Annotated in this window: 15 protein-coding genes and 2 pseudogenes; 11 read left to right on the top strand and 6 right to left on the bottom strand. The window is 69.2% G+C overall.

Going from position 1 to position 19534, the window contains the following annotated elements:
- Window positions 1-9: 9 nt before the first annotated feature.
- Both ACFYO2_RS44665 and ACFYO2_RS44660 read left to right on the top strand, forming a co-directional pair.
- The gene (locus ACFYO2_RS44665; RefSeq protein ID WP_388361884.1) at window positions 10-426 is read left to right on the top strand and encodes a nuclear transport factor 2 family protein; all 417 of its coding nucleotides are present in this window, start codon (window positions 10-12) and stop codon (window positions 424-426) included.
- Between the two features lie 51 nt (window positions 427-477).
- Window positions 478-2058, top strand: a complete 1581-nt coding sequence (locus ACFYO2_RS44660) for an FAD-binding oxidoreductase (protein WP_388361881.1) — start codon at window positions 478-480, stop codon at window positions 2056-2058.
- A gap of 89 nt (window positions 2059-2147) precedes the next feature.
- Here ACFYO2_RS44660 and ACFYO2_RS44655 read toward each other — a convergent pair whose 3' ends face one another.
- Window positions 2148-3740, bottom strand: coding sequence for an FAD-binding oxidoreductase (locus tag ACFYO2_RS44655; RefSeq protein ID WP_388361878.1), 1593 nt, complete (start codon window positions 3738-3740; stop codon window positions 2148-2150).
- On the bottom strand, window positions 3737-4699 hold the full coding sequence (locus tag ACFYO2_RS44650) for an NAD(P)H-binding protein (protein ID WP_388361876.1): 963 nt from the start codon (window positions 4697-4699) through the stop codon (window positions 3737-3739). The genes ACFYO2_RS44655 and ACFYO2_RS44650 overlap by 4 nt, the downstream gene beginning before the upstream one ends.
- Before the next feature lie 227 nt (window positions 4700-4926).
- Here ACFYO2_RS44650 and ACFYO2_RS44645 point away from each other — a divergent pair, with 227 nt between their 5' ends.
- The 5 genes from ACFYO2_RS44645 to ACFYO2_RS44625 all read left to right on the top strand — a co-directional run bounded on the left by ACFYO2_RS44645 (window position 4927) and on the right by ACFYO2_RS44625 (window position 10765).
- Complete coding sequence (locus ACFYO2_RS44645; RefSeq protein WP_388361874.1) at window positions 4927-6489, top strand: sugar ABC transporter ATP-binding protein; 1563 nt, start codon at window positions 4927-4929, stop codon at window positions 6487-6489.
- Window positions 6486-7502, top strand: a complete 1017-nt coding sequence (locus ACFYO2_RS44640; protein WP_388361871.1) for an ABC transporter permease — start codon at window positions 6486-6488, stop codon at window positions 7500-7502. Before ACFYO2_RS44645 ends, ACFYO2_RS44640 begins: the two co-directional genes overlap by 4 nt.
- Complete coding sequence (locus ACFYO2_RS44635) at window positions 7499-8551, top strand: ABC transporter permease (RefSeq protein WP_388361868.1); 1053 nt, start codon at window positions 7499-7501, stop codon at window positions 8549-8551. Before ACFYO2_RS44640 ends, ACFYO2_RS44635 begins: the two co-directional genes overlap by 4 nt.
- 139 nt (window positions 8552-8690) lie before the next feature.
- Window positions 8691-9977 carry a substrate-binding domain-containing protein gene (locus ACFYO2_RS44630; protein ID WP_388361865.1) on the top strand — a complete coding sequence of 429 codons (1287 nt, stop codon included), beginning with the start codon at window positions 8691-8693 and terminating at the stop codon, window positions 9975-9977.
- A gap of 8 nt (window positions 9978-9985) precedes the next feature.
- Window positions 9986-10765 carry an SDR family NAD(P)-dependent oxidoreductase gene (locus ACFYO2_RS44625; protein ID WP_388361862.1) on the top strand — a complete coding sequence of 260 codons (780 nt, stop codon included), beginning with the start codon at window positions 9986-9988 and terminating at the stop codon, window positions 10763-10765.
- A 43-nt stretch (window positions 10766-10808) separates the two neighbouring features.
- Here the strand turns inward: ACFYO2_RS44625 and ACFYO2_RS44620 are convergent, their stop codons facing one another.
- The 3 genes and pseudogenes from ACFYO2_RS44620 to ACFYO2_RS44610 all read right to left on the bottom strand — a co-directional run bounded on the left by ACFYO2_RS44620 (window position 10809) and on the right by ACFYO2_RS44610 (window position 13453).
- Window positions 10809-11555, bottom strand: coding sequence for a GntR family transcriptional regulator (locus ACFYO2_RS44620; RefSeq protein WP_388361859.1), 747 nt, complete (start codon window positions 11553-11555; stop codon window positions 10809-10811).
- 400 nt (window positions 11556-11955) lie between these two features.
- Window positions 11956-12825 (bottom strand): annotated as a pseudogene (locus ACFYO2_RS44615) (DUF4158 domain-containing protein); the annotation flags it as partial.
- Window positions 12826-13126: 301 nt separating this feature from the next.
- Window positions 13127-13453 carry an ester cyclase gene (locus ACFYO2_RS44610; protein ID WP_388361856.1) on the bottom strand — a complete coding sequence of 109 codons (327 nt, stop codon included), beginning with the start codon at window positions 13451-13453 and terminating at the stop codon, window positions 13127-13129.
- 185 nt (window positions 13454-13638) lie between these two features.
- Between ACFYO2_RS44610 and ACFYO2_RS44605 the strand changes: the two genes are divergently transcribed.
- The 3 genes from ACFYO2_RS44605 to ACFYO2_RS44595 all read left to right on the top strand — a co-directional run bounded on the left by ACFYO2_RS44605 (window position 13639) and on the right by ACFYO2_RS44595 (window position 17016).
- Window positions 13639-14424, top strand: a complete 786-nt coding sequence (locus tag ACFYO2_RS44605; protein WP_388361853.1) for an SDR family NAD(P)-dependent oxidoreductase — start codon at window positions 13639-13641, stop codon at window positions 14422-14424.
- A 479-nt stretch (window positions 14425-14903) separates the two neighbouring features.
- A complete protein-coding gene (locus ACFYO2_RS44600; RefSeq protein ID WP_388361850.1) occupies window positions 14904-15512 on the top strand; it encodes a TetR family transcriptional regulator in 609 nt (202 codons plus the stop codon).
- Window positions 15513-15951: 439 nt separating this feature from the next.
- Entirely contained in the window at window positions 15952-17016 is a 1065-nt protein-coding gene (locus tag ACFYO2_RS44595) for a hypothetical protein (protein ID WP_388361848.1), read from the top strand.
- Window positions 17017-17287: 271 nt separating this feature from the next.
- Here ACFYO2_RS44595 and ACFYO2_RS44590 read toward each other — a convergent pair.
- Window positions 17288-18663 (bottom strand): annotated as a pseudogene (locus ACFYO2_RS44590) (IS1380 family transposase).
- Window positions 18664-18804: 141 nt separating this feature from the next.
- Here ACFYO2_RS44590 and ACFYO2_RS44585 point away from each other — a divergent pair.
- Window positions 18805-19446: a hypothetical protein gene (locus tag ACFYO2_RS44585; RefSeq protein WP_388361845.1), complete on the top strand. Its 642-nt coding sequence runs from the start codon at window positions 18805-18807 to the stop codon at window positions 19444-19446.
- Window positions 19447-19534: the final 88 nt, after the last annotated feature.

Here is a 19534-nt window from a genome sequence, read left to right as displayed (position 1 = left end):
AGAACTCCGATGGCCACTGACCCCAAGGACGTCGTCCGGGCATTCGTCGACGCGCTCAACCGCCAGGACTGGGACCGTGTCCGCGTGCTGATCACACCGGACTTCAGCTACACGATCATGTCCTACCACCTGCCCGGGGCTCAGACACCGATGGACGGGGAGACCATGCTCAAGGTGCTCCCGGAGATGCTGGCCGCTCTCTTCGACGAGACCGGCCCCCAGGTGGAACTCACCCGCCTCGTCGCGGAAGGGACGTGCGTCGTCGCCGAGGCGCAGGGCAGCGGGTTCTTCCGCGACAAAAGCCCGTACGCCAACCGGTACGCCAACGTCTACGAGGTCGCTGGCGACCGGGTCCGGACGCTTCGCGAGTACATGGACACCCAGCACACCCAGCAGTCGTTCGCGGCCGTGATGTCCGCGTCGTAAGCGCCGTGGCACACGTTCAGCCCAGGAATGCGCAGGAATGAGATGACGAAGATGTCACAGACGCTTCCGCCCGGCGTATCGGCCGAGGAGTTCTCCCGAGCGCTCAAGCTGTTGACGGGAATCGTCGGGGAACAGCACGTCCAGCGCTCCGAGGAGGAGTTGGCCGAATACCGGGACCCCTACTCGTTCGCCGGGCGTGACGAGTTCGTGCCCTCCGCGGTGATCTCCCCCGGGTCGGTCGAGGAGGTCCAGGCGATCGTCCGCCTCGCGAACGAGTCGCGCATCCCGCTGTGGACGATCTCGCAGGGCAGGAACAACGGGTACGGCGGCGCCGCTCCCCGGGTCCGCGGCTCCGTGGTGATGAGTCTGCGGCGCCTGAACCGGGTGCTCGAGGTCAACGAGGAACTCGGCTATGCCGTCGTCGAGCCCGGCGTGCGGTTCTCCGACCTCTACGACCATCTGCGGGCCGGCGGTCACCGGCTGATGATCTCCACGCCGGACCTCGGCTGGGGAAGCGTGATCGGCAACGCGCTCGACCACGGTATCGGCTACGGGGTGTACGGAGACCATGCCGCCGGCGCGTGCGGGATGGAGGTCGTCCTGCCCGACGGGGACCTCCTGCGGACCGGCCAGGGTGCGATGACCGGCTCGAAGGCCTGGCACGTGCACCGCCGAGCGTTCGGACCGTCCGTCAGCGACCTGTTCATGCAGTCCAACTTCGGGATCGTGACGAAGATGGGTGTCTGGCTGATGCCGACACCGGAGTGCACCCTCGTGGGTACGGCGAGCGTCCCCCGCGAGGAGGACCTCGAGGCCTTCGTCGACACCATGCGGCAGTTGATGCTGGACCGGATGATCGACGGTGTGCCGACCATCGCGAGCGCGCTGGCCGTCGCCTGGCTGATCGCGCCACGGGAGAACTGGTACCAGGGCGAGGGCCCGGTGCCCGAGGAGGTCGTTGCCGAGATCGGCCGGAACCTGGGGATCGGGCGATGGACCGTACGGTTCTCGGTGTACGGACCGCAAGCCGTGGTCGACGCGAAATTCGCGGCCATCGAGAAGGCCTTCGCGCGGATCGAGGGGGCGGAGGTCGTCGGCGCGACGTATCCCGGCGACGCCGGGGCGGACATCGTCGCACCGCCTCACCAGGTGCCGGCGGGAATCCCCAACCTGGACATGCTCGAGTCGGTGAAGTGGTGCGGTCCCCAGGGCGGGCACGTCGGCTTCTCTCCCGTGCTTCCCCTGGTGGGCTCGGTGGTGCGGGAGCAGCGCGACCGGGTGAAGCGCATCGTCGAGAAGTACGGCTTCGACCACATCGGCGGCCTGCTCCTCACCCCGCGCAGCGTCCAGGACGTCGTCATGTTCCTCTACGACGTGACCAACCACGAGCAGGTCACGGCGGCCTACGCGGCCTGCCGGGAACTGATCGTCGAGACGGCGAAGGCCGGTTACGGCGAGTACCGGGCGCACCTCGACGCGATGGACCTGGTCGCCGACCAGTACGACTTCAACGACCACGCGATGCGCCGCTTCACCGAAAGACTCAAGGACGCGATCGACCCGGCCGGGATCCTCGCGCCCGGCAAGCAGGGAATCTGGCCGGCCGCTTACCGGTCCGCCCCCCTGTCCTGACAGGACGGTCGGCGTTCGCGTTCGCGGGAGCGGGAAAGAGCACTGAGGCCCCGGCTCTGCCGGGGCCTCATCGCGTGAAGGGCGCCGTCTCAGTCGCGATCGGCCAGATGCCGCAGTCGCTCCGGCCAGATTCCGTGGCGGCCCGGCGACAGGATGCCGTTCGGGTCGACCGCGTCCTTGACCGTCTCGCAGAAACGCCGGTAGGCGTGGTCGTTGAAGGAGTACTGCGCCGACGCCAGGTCCATGAAGTCCAGGTGGGCACGGTACTCGCCGTACCCGCGCCGGCCCGCCTCCGCCACGAGCACCTTTACCGCGTCGTAGGCCTTCCGGCACTGCTCCGCGTCGCGGTAGTCGTAGTTGAGGCCGGTGACGTACAGCGCCGTCCGCTCATTGATGATCAGCAGCCCGCCGGCGACGTTGACGCCGACCTGCTCCCTGACGATCCGGTCGAAGAGGTCGACGACCTCGCGTACGTCCCTGCCGACCAGCGGGATGGCGGGCGAGAAGCCGATGTGGGCGACCCCCTCCGGGATGGCGTCCAGCAACTCGACGGTGGGCAGGCCCGCCTGGCACTTGTCAGGGATGGTGCGGAGCTGGTCGTACTCGTCCGGGCCGTAGGTCCGCTCGAAGAGGACCTTGCCGCCGGGGATGACGCTCCACGCCCTGCGGATCTTCTCCAGCTGATACTCGACGACGGGGATGTCACCCCACAGGGCCCCCCGCATGGCCCACCGGCCCAGGCCGGTCGCGTCGGCCATCTCGTCGAGGGTCTCCTCGCTGAAGGCTCCCTCGGCACCGGCGAACCGGCCCATCACGTCGGGGAACTGGGCCGCCAGCGTCACGGTGTTGTACATGCTCGGCACGCCGCGCAGCGTGCCGTCGAGGCGGAGTCCTCGGATGGTGTCGATCGCCTGGTCGAGGTGCTCGTCCCGCGGCACGGTCAGGAAGAACGGCGCGTAGGCCTCCGGCCGCGGCATGAGCCAGTAGCCCATCCTCGTCACGATGCCGTAGTTGGACTGCATGAACAGGCCGTCGAGGACCGGGCCGAGGCCGCGTTTGTAGGTGTGCCAGGACTTGTTGTCCGGGATGGCGCCCATGCCGGTGCGCAGCAACTCGCCGTTGGCCAGCACGACTTCCATGCCGCAGGGTGCCATGAAGTCCGCGCCGTAGGGCTGGTAGGTGATTCCGGAGTCCAGGGAGTTGCCGATGACGCTGCCCCAGCCGAGGTCGGGGACGGTCACCATGAGGTCCTCGTTGCCGGACTCCTTCAGCGCGTCGTGCAGGTCGAACCAGCGCACGCCCGGCTCGACCACCGCGTAGGCCAGATCACGGTTGATCTCGAGGACGCGGTTCATCCTCGTCAGGCTGACCACGACGGTCGCCTTGATGCGGGGGGAGGAGCCGCCGTACCCGTAGTTGCGGCCCTGGGAGGACGTCCAGATCGGCACCCCGAACTCGTTGGCGACGCGGACGACCGCCTGGACCTCCTCGGTGCTGCGCGGCAGCAGGACCGCGGCCGGGTCGTAGGAGTCGTCGTCGCGGTGCCAGTACTTGTCGCGGTACTGCTCGTGGAAACGGCCCTCGCCGAGCACCACACCGTCCTCACCGAGTACGTCGGTGAAGCGCTGGAGCGCCTTCTCGCTGAGGTACGTCGTGTCGTCGAGGTCGTGCGTGCCGCTCATCGAACCGCCTCCGCGGCCTCGGCGGGGGCCGGCTGCGCGGCTGCACCCGCGGGCGGCCAGGTGGCCGCGGCCTCTTCGAGGATCGAGCGCATCGAGCGCGGCGCCCGCCCGGCCAGCGTCTGGACGGCGTCGCTGAGGGACGACATGTGCCCCAGGCGGATCGCGCGGCTGAAGGACACCATGTCATCGCTGTTCCAGGGGATGGGGGAGGAGGCCATCGCCTTCTCGTCGTACTCGCGGGGCACGTCCAGGGAGTCGAAGATGGCGTACTGCTCTTCATCGCTGATGGGCGCGTACGCGACATCGGCGCCGCTGATCTCGGCGACCATGGCGCAGACTTGACGGTACGTCAGCTGTTCCGGTCCGGTGACCTCGTAGGCCCGGTCGTCCTCGCCCCGGCCGAGCAGCGCGCCGACGGCACTCGCCGCGCAGTCGTCACGGGAGACGAAACCGACCGTGCCCTCGCCCCAGGCGCCGACCATCCGGCCCATGGCGACCGCGCCCGGAGCGATGAAGTAGGCCACCGCCTGCGCGTACTGGGAGTCGCGCAGCGCGTTCCAGCGCAGCCCCGACGCGCGGAGCATCGCCTCGGTGGCGCGGTGCTCGGTACAGACGACCGCGTCGTTCTCCGGGATGCCGGCGCCGACGATCGAGGTGTAGGCGAGGTACTGGACCCCGGCGCGCCGGGCCGCCTCGATGGCGTTGCCGTGGAACCCGATCCGCGATCCGACCTGGGCGGTGGACACGAGCAGCATGCGCTCCGCCCCCGCGAAGGCCGCCTCCAGGCTGTCCGGTGCGGCGAAGTCGGCGTACCGCACCCGCGCACCCCGGTCGGCGAACGACTGAAGCCTCTCGGGCGCCCGCGTCGTCAGGATGACCTGGTCGGCGGATACCGACTCGAGCAGCAACTCCGCTGCGGTCTGTGCCAGACCTCCGCTGGCACCAGTGATGAGGTACACGCGCGCTCCTTCATTCCTCGCCGTCCCGGCCCGCCCGGGCGAGCTTCAGCGAACGCTACTCTTTGTATGACGAGACGACAATCATTCATTCTATCGTTTATCTGGGGCTCCGAGCTCTGGACGTGGGTTTCGCCGCGCGCTACCGTCTCCCTCGCCCCGTCAAGTTTGTATGACGAAACGACAATCATACGTAGGCGAATCCCGCGCCCTCAAGTCAGGAGGGGTCAGTGTCGACCCACCCACTCACCGACGAGCCCGCCGCGCCCGCCGCCGTCCTGGCGGTCGACGGTCTGCGGAAACACTTCGGCCCGACGGTCGCGCTCGGGAACGCGTCACTTCATCTGTTCCCGGGCGAGGTGCACGCCCTCGTGGGGGAGAACGGCTCAGGGAAGAGCACCCTGGTCAAGATCCTCAGCGGGGTACACCGGCCGGACGCCGGCGCCATGCGGGCCGACGGCCGCCCCTTCGCGCCGCGCACGCCCGCCCAGGCGCTGCGAGCGGGTATCGACACGGTGTTCCAGGAAGTGCTCGGCGTCGAGAACCGGACCGTGCTCGACAACCTCTGGCTCGGCGCCGACGGCCTGCTGCACCCCGTGTCCCGGGACACCGTCCGACGCCGGAAGGCGCAGGAGGTTCTCTCCGCACTGCTCGGCACGCCGCCACCGTTGGACACCCCGTTCGGCGCGCTGCGGCTCAGCGACCGGCAGGCCTGCGGTATCGCCAGGTCCCTGCTGCGCGACCCCCGGGTGCTGATCCTCGACGAAGCGACCAGCGCGCTCGACCACGACACCCGCACCCGTCTGTTCTCCCTGCTCAGGCACCGAGCGGCGCAGGGCATGAGCATCGTCCTCATCACCCATCGCATGGACGAGATCCGCGAGATCGGCGACCGCGTCACCGTGCTGCGGTCGGGGGAGACAGTGGGCACCCTGGACGCGGACTGGGACCACGACGAGATGATCCGGCTGATGACGGGCGGCGCGCACCTCGTGCCGGACACGGTCCGCGCGGCCGCGGACGAGAACACCGCCGTCGGCGACGCCGCCGCACGCCCGGTCGTCCAACGCGTACGGGGCTCCCGCCTGCGTCCGGACGCCGCCCCGTGCGACGCGGAGTTCCGCCGGGGCGAGATCGTGGGGCTCGCCGGACTCGAGGGCCACGGCCAGGACGAGTTCCTCCGCCTGCTCGTCGGCCACGGCGACACCGAAGGGGTCGTACGGATCGAGGGCGGCGAGGAGCACCGGGTCAGCGGCCCCGGGAAGGCGCGGGACCTGGGCGTCGCGTATGTCGCACGGGACCGGCGCGGGGAGTCGATCCTGCCGTGGATGTCGGTCCTGGACAACTTCGCGATCGCCACCGCCGACCGCGACGTCAGGAACGGGCTGCTGTCCGCGGGCTCGGCCGAGAAACGGTTCGGCCACTACGTCCGGCGCCTCAACATCAGGTACGGCCGCTCCTCGGACGCGATCACCACGCTGAGCGGCGGCAACCAGCAGAAGGTCGTCATCGCCCGCTGGCTGGCTGCGGGGCCCGAGGTTCTGCTGCTCAACGACCCGACGAGGGGCATCGACGTGGGTGCGAAACAAGACCTCTACCGGCTGCTGCGCGAGCTGTCCCAGGCCGGGCTGACCGTCGTCATGCTCTCCTCGGAGGTCGACGAGCACGTGGAACTGATGGACCGCGTCCTGGTGTTCCGGGAAGGCTCGCTCGCCGCCGAACTCGGACGGGCCGAACTGAGCCGGGAACGGCTCGTCGACGCCTTCTTCGGCGGAGCGGCGGTGACCGCATGAGCACGACCGACCCGGCCGTCCGCACCGCCGCCCCGCGGCCCGCTCACCAGGTTGCGGCATCCCGGCGCGGCGGCCTCAGGTCCCTGTTCGCCCGGCACACCTACCTGTTCGCGGTGATCCTGGCGGCAGTGCTGCTGATCGCCAACCTCGTGAAACAGCCCGGATTCGGCCTCACCTCCCAACTGGCCGCCCTGGCCCCGCTCGGCATCGCCGCGATGGCGAGCGTCCCCTCGATCATGAGCGGCCGCGGGGGCATCGACCTGTCGATCAGCCCGCTGATGACGCTCAGCGCGCTGCTCTACGCCACCCAGCTCCAGCCGGCCGGCCTGGGAGGCTACGCCGCCCTGCCCCTCCTCCTGATCGCGGGCGCGCTGGTCGGCACCCTCACCGGTCTCCTCATCGTCGTCGGCCGGCTCCAGCCGATCGTCGTCACGCTGGCGATGTTCTTCGTCCTCACGGGCCTCGACCTCAAGCTGGCCCCCAGCCCGACCACCGTCTCCGGCACCTGGATGGCGGACTTCGCAGGGTCCATGGGACCGATCCCCGGCGGCCTGGTCGCGCTCGCAGTCCCGGCGGTCCTCTGGCTGCTGGTCACCAGGGGCACGACGTACGGCGGTCTCCTGCGCTCGGTCGGCGGCAACGACGTCACGGCGTTCACCAGCGGCGTGCCCGTCGGAACGGTCCGCGTGCTCGCTTACGCGCTCGGCGGCGCGATGGCCGCCGTGGGCGGCCTCGTGCTCATCGGGCTGGCGTCGACGGCCGAGTCCGGCACGAGCTCCGCGTACACCCTCATCGCGATCGCGGCGGTCGCGCTCGGCGGCATTCCCCTCCAGGGCGGAGGCGGCGGGATCGCCAACGCGCTCGCCGGCGCGGCCGCGATCTACCTGCTGCAGAGCCTGCTCGGTGTGGTGCAGGTATCGCAGACCTGGCTGCAGGTCATCTATGGGGCCCTGCTCATCGGTGCGGTGCTCTTCGGGGCGATCGCGGCACGAGAACTGAAGGAAGGCCGATGACGACCACCCAGCAAGGCTCGCTCGAGACGGCGGCCCACGCCCCCGGCCCCGCGGCACCCGCACTCGAACGCCCCGTCCCCTCGACCGGACAGCGGCTTCTCTCCCTGCAGCGGCGGTTCCCGCTCGTCCAGATCCTGCTCACCGCAGCCGTCCTCGCCTACGGCGCACTCTCCATGCCGGGCTTCCTCGAGCCGACGAGCATCCGGTCCGTCCTCGTACTCTGCGCGCTGACCGGCCTGGCCTCAATCGGACAGACGCTGGTCGTGCTCATCCGCGGCATCGACCTCTCGCTCGCCGGATTCATCGTCGCGGGCGCGGTCACCGTGACCCAGTTCAGCGACGTTCCGGGCGTGCCGGTCCTCGTCATGCTGGCCGCGGCGGTCGCCTGCGCCGCCACGATGGGCGGACTCGTGGGATACGTGTGCCACCGCTTCGGCGTCCACCCGATCATCGTCACCCTCGCCGCGGGCTCGATCGCCATCGGAGTGACCGCGGTCCTCAGCGGAGGCGGCAGCGGCACCGGCGCCCCCGGCTGGGCGACCCGGCTGAGCGCTCCCATGTCGTCCACCTTCGGCATCCCGGTGCCGCCGATCGTGGTGATCTGGGTGCTGGTGATCGCTGTGATCTCCGTCGTCCTGCACCGCACTCTGCCCGGACGCCGGCTGCTCGCCACCGGCGCGAGCCCCGTGGCCGCGGACCTCGCACACATCAGCACGCGCCGGGTCTGGATCACCGTGTACGCCGTCTCCGCGGCCCTCGCCGTCCTGGCGGGCGTCGTGCTGGCCGGCTTCGCCGGGAACGTCGACAACCGGCTCGGCAACCCCTACCTCTTCCAGAGCATCGCCGCGGTGGTCCTCGGCGGGACCGCGTTCGGCGGGCCCGGAAGCTACACCCGTACCACCGTCGGGGTGCTGCTGCTCACCGTCGTCTCCACCGTGCTCGTCGGGCTGGGCTTCCAGGAAGCCGACCAGCAGATCCTCAACGGCGTCGTCATCCTCGCCGCGATGGCCGTCTACGGCCGCGAGCGCAGACTCCGCGACCAGGTCTGACCCGGTCGCCGTAGCCGGCCCGATCCGGGCTTCACCCGCCTCAGGTCCGACCCGGCAGCCCGAACCCGGCCCATCTCGCGGGATCTTCACCGACCTTCCCCCCCCCCCCCGCGTCAGCACCGTCCCAGAAAGGCAGTCCATGAACAGACCCACCTCCCGGCGCGCCCGCACGCGCGTCGCGGCGACCTCCACCGGGATCGTCCTCACCGCCCTGCTCGCCGGCTGCGGCGGAGCCACCGGCAACGTCAGCGGCGCGAGCGGCGACAGCTCGACGGACACCCAGGGCAAGGCGGCGGCCGACTGTGGCCAGGTGCCCACCGTCGCCCCCAAGGACCCCGACGGCGCAGTCAAGGCACTGCCCGCGGACCTCCAGAAGGCGTACAACGCCTACGGCGAGGACGTGCTCGCGAGCGTGTGGCAGGACAAGAAGGCGCTGGGCCGCCCCGCCAAGGTGGGCTTCTCCTACCTGCCCGCCTCCAACGCGTACGCCGCGGCCGTCGTCAAGCAGGTGGAGGCGAGTTTCGCCGACGCCAAGTCCGAGGGCCTGGTGCAGGGCAAGCTGGTCAAGCGGATCATGACCGACCCGGCGACCATGACCCCGGCCGAGCAGATCCGCGGCTACAACGAACTGGTCGCCTCCGGCGTCGACATCATCTACGTCACGCCGCTCTCCGGCGAGGCGATGGTCTCGGCGGTCGACGCCGCCGGCAAGAAGGGCGTCGTGACGGTCGCGCTCTCCTCGACCATCCGCTCCGAGTACGCCGTCAACGTGGCCGAGAACGCCTACCTCAACGCCGCCGAGCCGACGGCCCGGGTCGCCGGGCAGCTCAAGGGCAAGGGCAATGTCGTGGTCGTCCGCGGCTTCCAGGGTCTGTCGTCGGAGACGATCGCCTACAAGGCCGTCAAGGACGTCCTCGCCGCCTGCCCCGACCTGAAGTCGATCGGCGAGGTCAACGGGGCCTACGTGCCGCCGGTGGCCAAGACCGAACTGCTCAAGTTCCTCTCCAGCCACCCGCAGAAGATCGACATGGTGGCCCAGCTCGGCGTGATGGGCTCCGGGGTCTACGCGGCCTTCGAATCGACCGGTCGGGACGCCCCCAAGGTGGTCGACGCGGGTGCCTCCGCCTCCTCCCTGGCTTCCTGGAAGAAGCTGTCGGCCGACGGCTACGAGACCGCCGGTACGGGCGGCAACGGGACGCAGCAGGCGAAGGCATGGTTCACCGTCGGAATGATGGTGATGCAGGGGGCGGGCCCCAAGGTCAACACCATCACCCGCGAACCGTCGCTGATCACCAAGGCGAACCTGTCCGACTACCTCCCGGCGGGTGCGACCGTGAGCGATCCCGGAGAGGTCAAGGACGGCGCGGCGTGGATGCCGCGGGAGTACCTTGACACGTTCTTCGACGACCCCGCGACCGCGAAGTAGGCACCGGCATGGACGACTCGGCGAGAGGCGGCCGGCGTAAGTCCGTCGGCGGCCGCCTCGCCGGAAGGGCCGCTCTTGTCACCGGTGCCGCCTCGGGCATCGGCCTGGCCACCGTCCACCGTTTCGTCGAGGAGGGAGCCAGGGTCGCGGCCGTCGACCTCGACGCCGCCAGGACCGCCGAAGCGGTGGCCGGACACGACTCAGTGGTCGTGCTGGGGGCCGATGTGAGGGACAGCGCTCAGGTGGACGCGGCGTACGCGAGTGCACTCGCCGAGTTCGGGCGGCTCGACATCGCGGTGAACGCCGCGGGCATCTCAGGTGTGCGGGCCGACATCTGCGACCTCACCGACGACGACTTCGCGGACGTCATCGCCGTGAACCTGGCCGGAACGTTCTACTCCGTGCGAGCCGCCGTGCGCGCCATGCGCGGCAACAGCCCCTCAGGAGGTTCCGTCGTCAACGTCTCCAGCGTGGGAGCCCTGGCCAACTTCCCCTTGCCGGCGATGTATCCGGCGTCCAAGGCGGGCGTGCTGGGGATGACCCGGGCGGTGGCCGCGCTGGTGGCACCCGACATGATCCGTGTCAACGCCGTGGCGCCCGGGGCGACGGACACCCGGATGCTGCCGCAGGACGGCGAGATCCGCCGTGCCGTCGTCGAACTGGGGGTGCTGCGCCGGGCCGCCTCGGCGGAGGAGATCGCGCACACGATCCTGTTCCTCGCGAGCGAGGAGTCGGCGTTCTACACGGGGCAGACACTCTCACCGAACGGCGGGTACGTCATGCACTGAGCCGCGTACGGCATGCCGCCCCCCCCGCACACAGGGGCGCGGCTCAGGCCGTGGCGTTGCTGAACGGCAGCCCGCTCGTGGCGGACAGCCCCTCGAGTCCGGCCCGCTTGGCCTGCTCGATGTGATGGTTGCAGGCCCGTACGGCGGCCTCGGCGCTGCGGGCCTCGACGGCCTCCACCATGGTGCGCAACTCCTGCACGCTGCGTTCGATGCGTCCGGGCTGTGCCAGCGACGTGGCCCGCAGCAGGCTGAGGCGGGCCTGCACACCACCGAGCGTGGAGTGGACCGAGCGGTTGCCGCAGCCTCGCAGCAGGACGTCGTAGAAGTGGTCCTTCGCCTTGAGGACCCGCAGGGTGTCACCGTCCCCGCTCGCAGCCTCGGCCAGCTGCTCGAACGCCGCACGCAGCTCCGCCACCTGCTCGTCCGACGCGACCTCGGTGAACCGGCGTACCGCCAGCGCCTCCAGCACGGCGCGCAACTCGTACAGCTCCAGGGCCTCCTGGGGCGAGGGCACCACGACGACGGCGCCCTTCTGCGGGATGGTTTTCACCAGACCCTCCGCCGCCAGTTCACGCAGCGCCTCGCGGATGGTGGTGCGCGAGACGCCGATCTCCTCGATCAGCTCGCGCTCGATCAGCCGCTGCCCAGGGGCATAGTGAAAGCTGAGGATCGCCTGACGCAGGACATCGAGCACCTGCTGACGCAGGGGCGCGGCTACCCGGCCGACCTGGGCTGCCAGGTCGACTGATTCGGCGGAGCTGCGGGGCGCTGAGTTGCCTGATACGGTCACGCGATCAGAATACGGTAAGGCCGTCGTACAACCCAGCAGCGGCCGTGTCCAGCCGGAAAATTCCGGCCACTGACTCCCAATGTTCAAACGGACGACACATCGGCGGCTGGACAGGCAGCGCGGTTCGACCGCTGGTCATCATTTGGTACGCGAAATGTACCCTTCACGATACGGTTCGCGGTGATGTTGCTGGTCGTGGTGAGGCACACGAGCTGATGTTGGGGGCGAGGTCAGCACCCTGCAGGTGGGGCGACGGCCCAGCGGCTGGTTCCGAGGAAGTCATGCCAGGGTGACGGCGGGCTGTCGTGATCAGGCGATCGGAACACGTTCGTCCTCGCAAGGGCAGACTCGCTTCGGCGTTCGTCCGCCAGCACGATCGAGGACATCCTCGCCGTCAGTCCTCCTCGGCCGACTCCAGCTGCCGCACCAGCACCCGCGAGGCTTTCGCCGGCGTCCGCGAGGCCTCTTCCAGCTGCGGCAGCGTCGCCAACCGCTCCCGTTCCGAGGCCCGGCGCGACGGGCTGATCAGCGCGGTGGCCATCAGCAGTGCAAACAGGTCCGGCGCGTCGGCGATCGCCGCGGCCTCCAGACGGCGCACCGCCGCCGTCAGCAGGGCCGTCCGTCTCTGCTCCGGGGACTGCTGCGGCGTCGCGACCTTGGAGGCCAGCCCGCGCCGGGCCAGCGTGGACAGCCGGTTCACCGGCACCCACGTCAGGTTCACCGGCCGAGCTGTAAGGCCGAGATCTCGTTGACCCGCTCCAGGGCGCGGGCCATCGCCGTGGCCGTGGTGCGAGTCGGAGGCCGCCGCAGCCCACTCCAGCTCCGAGATCCGCGACCCGTCCGGCACGTCCGGCCGCACCAGTTCGGCCGGCAGCGCCGGATCAGCCCGGTGCGCAGCCTTGGACACAGTGCGGAACAGCCGCTTGTGTGCGACCGCCCGCACCTCGGAGACCTGCCGCGCCAGCACCACACCCCCGGCAGCAGACCCCTGTTCCGGTGCAGCCACGCGGTCGCGTGGTCGAACAGAGCCGGCGGCCCCTTGGCGTGCGTCCAGGCCCGCCCGTGCAGGAACACCCGGAACCTCCGGCCCCATCCCGGATCCTCGAAGTCGTGGTACCCGTAGGCGTCCTGGATCTCCCAGGAGTCCTCGCAGAGAGTCATCTGCCGCTCTTCGTAGCGCTTCACGCACGAGACGTCCTCGATGCCCAGCTGCTCGGCCAGGTGTGTGTTCCGCCACCGGCCACGAGACGTCCAGCGGATGATCTCGAAGTTGCTCAGGGCGCGCAGGACCGCGCAGCTCACGCTCGTGTTCCACTCGTTGGGCGGCCATCACCTCGGCACCTCGTGCTGCAGTGGCCTGCGGCGTGCGACGGCGTCGTCAGCCAGGCGGTGCGCGCGGGCCGGTCGTGATGTCGGGTTCGGCATGGCGCGCCCTGGTTCGATGGCGGGCGTCGGGAGGGGACCCGCATCACGGGTACCTCGTCGGCGGACTGTGTCACTGGGCGGAAGCCCGGGGAGGGATTCTCCCCGGGCTTCCCGGCTGTCGTCCGTAGCGGCGGCAGCTCTCTGCGTCAGGATGCCGCGCTGAACGTCGCTCCCAGCTGGCTGAGGAGTCCGACGTAGTCCTCGAGGTGCCAACTCTGCACGATCCGGCCGCCTTCCACCCGGTGGATGTCGGATGCGTTGAACTCGACCTGCCTGCCCGTCGCGGGGATCCCCATCATCTCGCCCTTGTGGGTGCCCCGGGCGACGGTACGCACCGCCGCCCGGTCGCCGGAGACGACAACGTCCTCAATGGTGATGGTGATGTCGGGGAACAGATTCGTGTCGCCGGTGGTCAGCGCCTCATAGAAGCGCCGAACCGTGGTCTCGACCTCTGTTGTGCTGCTCGTGGACATGATGCGACTCCTTCTGTTCGTGTTTTCGCTTCGTGACAGGACGGCATGCGCGGCCACTGCCAGGCGCCGGGGGACGGCCCGAAGTCAACAAGAAGAACTGTAACCCATGATGGAACTACGTACCACTTAGGATCTGTGTATCCTTCTGGCACGTCAGTTCATCCACGACACGAAGGAAGTGCGTCATGAGTGCTGCGGGACAGGATCTGCTGGGGCTGGCCGGCCGGAGGGTCGCGGTGCTCGGTGCGGGGCAGGGCATCGGCCTCGAAACGGTGCGCCTGCTGGCCGGGGCCGGTGCGAACGTCGTCTGCGTCGACCGGGACCCTCATCTCGCGACGGCCGTCGCGAAAGAGGTCAGCGGCGTTGCCGTGACGGCGGACATCACGGATGCGAGGGAACTCGAGCGGGCGTTCACCGAGGCCACCGCGGACGGTCCGCTGAACGGCATCGTCGACATCGTCGCCATAGCCAAGGCCGGGCCGCTCTCGGCGGCCAGCGATGCCGATCTGGACGAGAGGATCACCATCACCACCCGCCATGTCATGCACGTGATGCGGCTCGCGAGCACGTTCATGGTCGACGACGGGAGCGGCGCGATCGCCATCGTGGGGTCGATGGCCGGGGTGACCGCGATCCGGAACCAGGGTGTCTACGGGGCGGCGAAGGCCGCAACCCACCAGCTTGTCCGCGTCGGCGCGGTCGAACTCGGGGCACAGGGCATCACAGTGAACGCCGTGGCGCCGTACTTCACCAAGACCCCGGTCCTGCTCGGCAGGCTCGCACCCGAATCCTGGGCGAAGATCGAGCAGGTGACGCCGAACGGCCGGGTCGGGGTGCCTGCGGATGTCGCCGGCGTGCTGCTGTTCCTGATGTCCGGTCTGTCCCGGCACATCAGCGGCCAGATCTTCCCGATCGACGGCGGCTTGTCGGCCACCGTCGCGCATCCCTCCGTTCCCGAATTCGGCTGGTAACACGTCGTTCCGCATCCAGAAAGCCGTGCGTGACTGGGCGCGCGATGATCTGCGCGACGTCGGGACCGGCCAGTCGCGTACCGGCTCCGCCCGTCGGAGATGTCGCCGCCGGGCGGAGCCGGACCGAGCCGGTCTCCCGGGTTACCCGTGCAGCCCCTGCGCAGGCGCAGCGGTAACTCGCAAGGCGCCGGCCGTCCAGTGGTCGGCGCTGTCCTTCTGCCGGTTCCCGCCTGCCGGAAGGGAAGCCGATGGCTGATCAACGGGGGGCGGCGCCAAGGCGGCCGGTGGCCATCCGAGTAGGTCGGCGTCCGCGGCGGGCCCCAGTGCAGTCTTCGGAGGGTGGGTCGCAGGGTATCGGCCGTGCCGCAGGGCCTTCTGTGCCCCGACGGACCTGCCCACCTCCAGCCGGCGAGTGCGGTGACACCCTCGTTGATTCCATACCCAGTTCATTATTGAACCCAGTATGGCTTGCTGGTTGCGTGACAGGGCTTCGTGAGCGCAAGAAGGAACAGACCAGGCAGCGGATCGCCGCGGTGGCGTTGCGGATGTTCACCGAGCGCGGTTTCGACGCGGTGACGGTCAACGAGATCGCCGAGGCCGCGGAAGTGGCGAAGGCAACGCTCTTCGCGTACTTCCCGACCAAGGAATCACTCGTCCTCCACGGTGTGGGCGGCGACGACCTGGCAGGGATCGTCACCCGGCGGGCAGCCGACCAGACGCTCCTTGAGGCGCTACGAACACACCCTCGCGCGTTCGATGCCGGGCAGGCGGCGAAGGCGGATCTGAACGCACTGATCGCCCGCCTGCGCGTGATCCAGGACAGCCCGGCACTGCAGTCCGCAGCACACGGGCTGTCCTACCAGCAGCGCCAGGCACTGGCGCAGGTCCTGGCCGACGAATACGGCTCCACGACAGCCGCGCTCATGGCGGCCCAGATCACCGCGTCCCTGCTCGCCCTCCAGGAGACGTACTACCAGCGTCTGCTGGGCGGTGCCTCCGCCAACGACGCCGGCCGCGCTCTGGCCCAGGACGTCGACCTGGCCTTCGACCTGCTGGAACACGGACTCCAGCAGGTGGAAGGACGCTGACACGCGTGCGCGAGGCATCGACTACGCCACCCCGGGCCCTCTCCTGGCGACCGGCTCACTCGAAAAACGCTCGCCCCCGAGACGGTCCGCAGGAGATGGCGACGATCGCCTGTGACCTGACATAGCGCGACGTGGCGGACGACGGTGCACTCCGAACGGCGCATGAAGTCCGTGAGATCGGAAGGAAAGCGATATCCGGACGGTGGCAACGTGTCGAATCCAGGCTCCGTCCGGGTATTCCCGCGGACGGTGAGACGCATCGGCGTCTGGGTCAACAAGCCGGACGGCTGCTCAGTTCCGGCCGTTCCTCCAGCTGAGGAGGGACGAGTGGCACCAACCTGCACGGCTGCTACGGATTCCGGAGCACTTCGTTCCTGCGGGACGAAGCCCAGTTCAGTTCTCGCTGAAAAGGAGTGAGTTGTATAAAGGAGTGAGTTGTATGAGGTATCGCGGGGTCGTCTACGACGTCGGTTTGAAGTACACGGACGAAGGGTTCTCAGTCGAGCCCTTCGACCCCGCGCTGGTCGACCATGACATGCGCGTGATCGCCACCGAGTTGCATGCCAACGCCGTGCGCATCGAAGGGGAAAATGTAGGGCGTCTGCTCACGGCCGGGCGCGCCGCCCATGCAGCCGGGCTCGCCGTCTACTTCAGCCCTTGGAAGATGAACGCCGGTATCGACGAGACGCGGGCCTACCTCGCCAAAGCCGCGGCGGCTGCCGAGCAGCTCAGGAGCGAGGGTGCCGACATCGTCTTCGTCACCTCCTGCGAGTACACCAGCTTCGGCGACGGGATCTTCCCCGGAGCATCGTGGGCCGAACGAAGCACGTGGCTCGGCGTCCAGACGGCCGGCGCGCACATGCCTGGTGCGAGCCTGCCCGACGCACTGCTTGAGAAGTCGGCGAAGCTCAACAAGGTCCTCAGGTCCTTCGCGGAGACGATCCGTGCAACCTTCGGCGGTCCGCTGACGTACTCCGCGGGGACGGAGGCCATCGACTGGAGCATCTTCGACATCGTCGGCGTCGACTACTACCGCCGTGGAGAGACAGAAGAGGAGTACGTCGCCGGCCTGTCGGCCTACCGCCACGGCAAGCCGCTTGCCGTGATGGAGGTCGGATGCTGTACCTACGAGGGAGCGGCCGTCCGTGGCGACGGTGGCTTCATGATCCTGCAAGGCGTCAACCCCGACGGCAGCGGCATCTTCGAGGGCGGCGTCGTCCCGACCCGCAGCGAGCGGGAGCAGGCCGACTATGCCGGACGTCAGCTCGAGCTCCTCGCCGACGCTGACGTCCACGCCGTCTTCGTCTTTACCTTCTCGTTCCCGGCCATGCGAACGGGCGAGGGGGCGAAGGACCTGGACATGACATCCTTCGCGCTGGTGAAGACATTCGGGCACGAGGACCCGAAGTCGAAGGCTATGCCGCCCTGGGAGCCCAAGGAGTCGTTCCACCGCGTCGCCGAGTTCTTCCGAAGCCATGCGGCAGCCACCGCTTCGGATGGGTGACTACACCAACGGCGCATGTATTCGCTTCGCGTGCACGTCCCGCAGTCGCGGTTGGGACACCCTGACCGACTAACTGGGCTTTGGATCTCCGCAGATGGACGCCTTCAACCTCGATCTTTCGTGACGGTCCGTCGGATTCGCTGGCGGGCCGTTTTGTCTTGTGAGGCGGGTGGTGGGCAGGCTGGTGGCCCGCCTGTCGCGTCGGGTGGGCGCCGGGTTCCACTGCTCCGGGCGGGTGAGAGGGTTCGTCGGGATGAGACGTTGTTGCTGGTCAGCCGGGTTTTGGTAGGGCTTGCAGGCGGTCGAACGCGGTGGTGATCAGGTGGGTCCAGGGCCAGTGCCGGGCGAGGCGGAGGTAGCGGCGGCGGCCGGTTGTGGCGAGCTGTCCGGCGGCGGAGAACAGCCGTAGCCGGAGCCGCTTGGGTTCCCAGCGGCGGGCTTCGCCGGTCAGGGCGAGCATCGGCATCCAGGCCAGCAGATCGAGTGCGATCTGGACGATCTCCAGCCAGATCCGGTTCTGTGCGGCGCGGTGGAGGGTGAGGTTGCGCAGGCCGGTGTCGCGGGCGGCGCGGATGCGGTCCTCGGCGCGGGCACGCTGGCGGTGCCGCAGTTCCAGCTGGGCGATCGGCGCGTTGGCGGTGTTGGTGGCGAAACAGGTCAGGCGCATTCCGTCGGCGTCGGTGAAGCGTAACTGCGCCCCTGGATGCGGGCGTTCCTTTCGCGCAATCAGCCGCATGCCCTTCGGCCAGCCTTTGAGGACATCCCCGGCCAGTTCGGCGACCCGCGCCGTCGCGTACCTCGCCGCCGGGCTCGATGGCCGGTGTCCAGTCCGAGGCCGGAACCAGGAGCACGGCCTGGTGGATCGCGTCAGTGATGGTCATCCCGACCGAGTACGACAGCCAGCGACCACGGGCGGCAAGCCAGTTCACGAACTCGTGAGTGCCGCCGCCGGAGTCGGTGCGGATCAGCGTCCGCCGCCCGCGCCGATATTTCGCCGGGAGCTGGGCCAGCGCGATCCGGGCTGCGGTGATGTGGTCGGCGGCGGTGTTGCTGCCCGCGTTCCCCGGTCGCAGCAGGCCGGCCACCGGCTCTCCGGATCCGGTGGCGCCGTGGTCTATGAACGCGAACAGCGGGTGGTGGCCGAAAGTCTTCTTCCAGGTCGCGGCAGCGTCCTCCTTCTCGGAGCGCGCCAGGACCAGGACGCCGTCGATGTCCACGGTCACCTCACCACCCGCGTCTGGGGCCTGGTGCCCGGCAAGCCTGCCAGACCCGCTCGCGGGCATCCGCCCTGGCCCGGCGTACCGCTGCCAGGGCGCGCGGACCGGCTGCGGCCAGGGTGTCGATGAGCCGGGAAACGGTGGGGTCGGAGGCGACCGGCCCGAACACGGCCGGCTCGGCGCGCAGCATCGCGATGTCGGCCAGGCAGTCACCGCCCAGAGCGGTCGCCAGAGCCAGGTCGAGCAGGATCTTGCCCGGATCGTGCACCGCCCTGGGCTTGCGCCACGGCGCGAGGGTCGAGGACAGCGCCGCATCCAGCCCGGCCCGGCGGGCCGTCTCGACCACCAGCACCCCACCAGCCTGCGCGACCACCCCTCGGCCGCCACCCGCCACCCGCACACGCGGGTACGACCCGATACGCTTACTCACCTGAGAAGTGCCTCCGACGACGCGGAACGAGGGCCTAGACACTCCTCATTCTCGCTGGCCAGAGGCACTTTTCGTGTAGGTGATCACCTATCGGACAGTTCACCTCTTGGAGCTCGAGGTCAGCAGAGGGGAATGGGCGGGATGACGTCGCCAGGCTCTCAAGAAGCCACCACACGGGCCCGGCCGGTGTGGGTGCTCACCCCGCTGGAGAGCGTCGGGCCGTTGCAGTTCGGCATGAGTATGGATGAGGCAGCGATGGCGCTGCCGAAGACCTCTGAGCTACGTCGGTTCCAAGCCGAGCCCTATTTTCCAGAGGTCGTGGGTATCCAGCTGGGGCTCAGCCCGGCGGAACCTACCGTCTACGAGTACTTCGACGGCTCCGGCCGACTGTTCTGCATCGCCATTGATGCCGTTCGCGGGCCGCAGGTGACACTGGACGGGGTGGGGCTGGTCGGTGGCAGCCCGGCTGAGCTGGAGGAATGGCTGTTCGATCTGCCCGACTCGATGGGCGGCGTGTCCTATGGGCCGCGCGGAAACCCCGGGATCAACGACCTGGGTCTGGTCCTGCGAGTGCAGAACGCCGCAAACGGACTGCTGACCCGGCCGGTGCTGGTAGGCCGCGACTACGCCGACCGTTGCACCGACGACTGGGAAGGTTCGATCCCAGAATGCGAATGGGTGGGCCACGTGTGGCCCCACCCGTCGTTCCCACAGGACCCCGTTTGGCCTCCAGCCGGATATACGCCGACCTGGGCAGGACGTTGGTCGCCGCCGTTCTACTGACTTCGGCTCGTCAGGGTGAATTTTCTAGAAGTCCCTGAGGGGCCCGGTGTGGTGGCTGTATCTCGTGGTGTGTGAGGTATGCGGATGG

This window comes from Streptomyces sp. NPDC006602 (genome assembly GCF_042870385.1).
Classification (GTDB): Bacteria; Actinomycetota; Actinomycetes; order Streptomycetales; family Streptomycetaceae; genus Streptomyces.
This window is presented reverse-complemented; position numbering and strand designations above follow the sequence as displayed.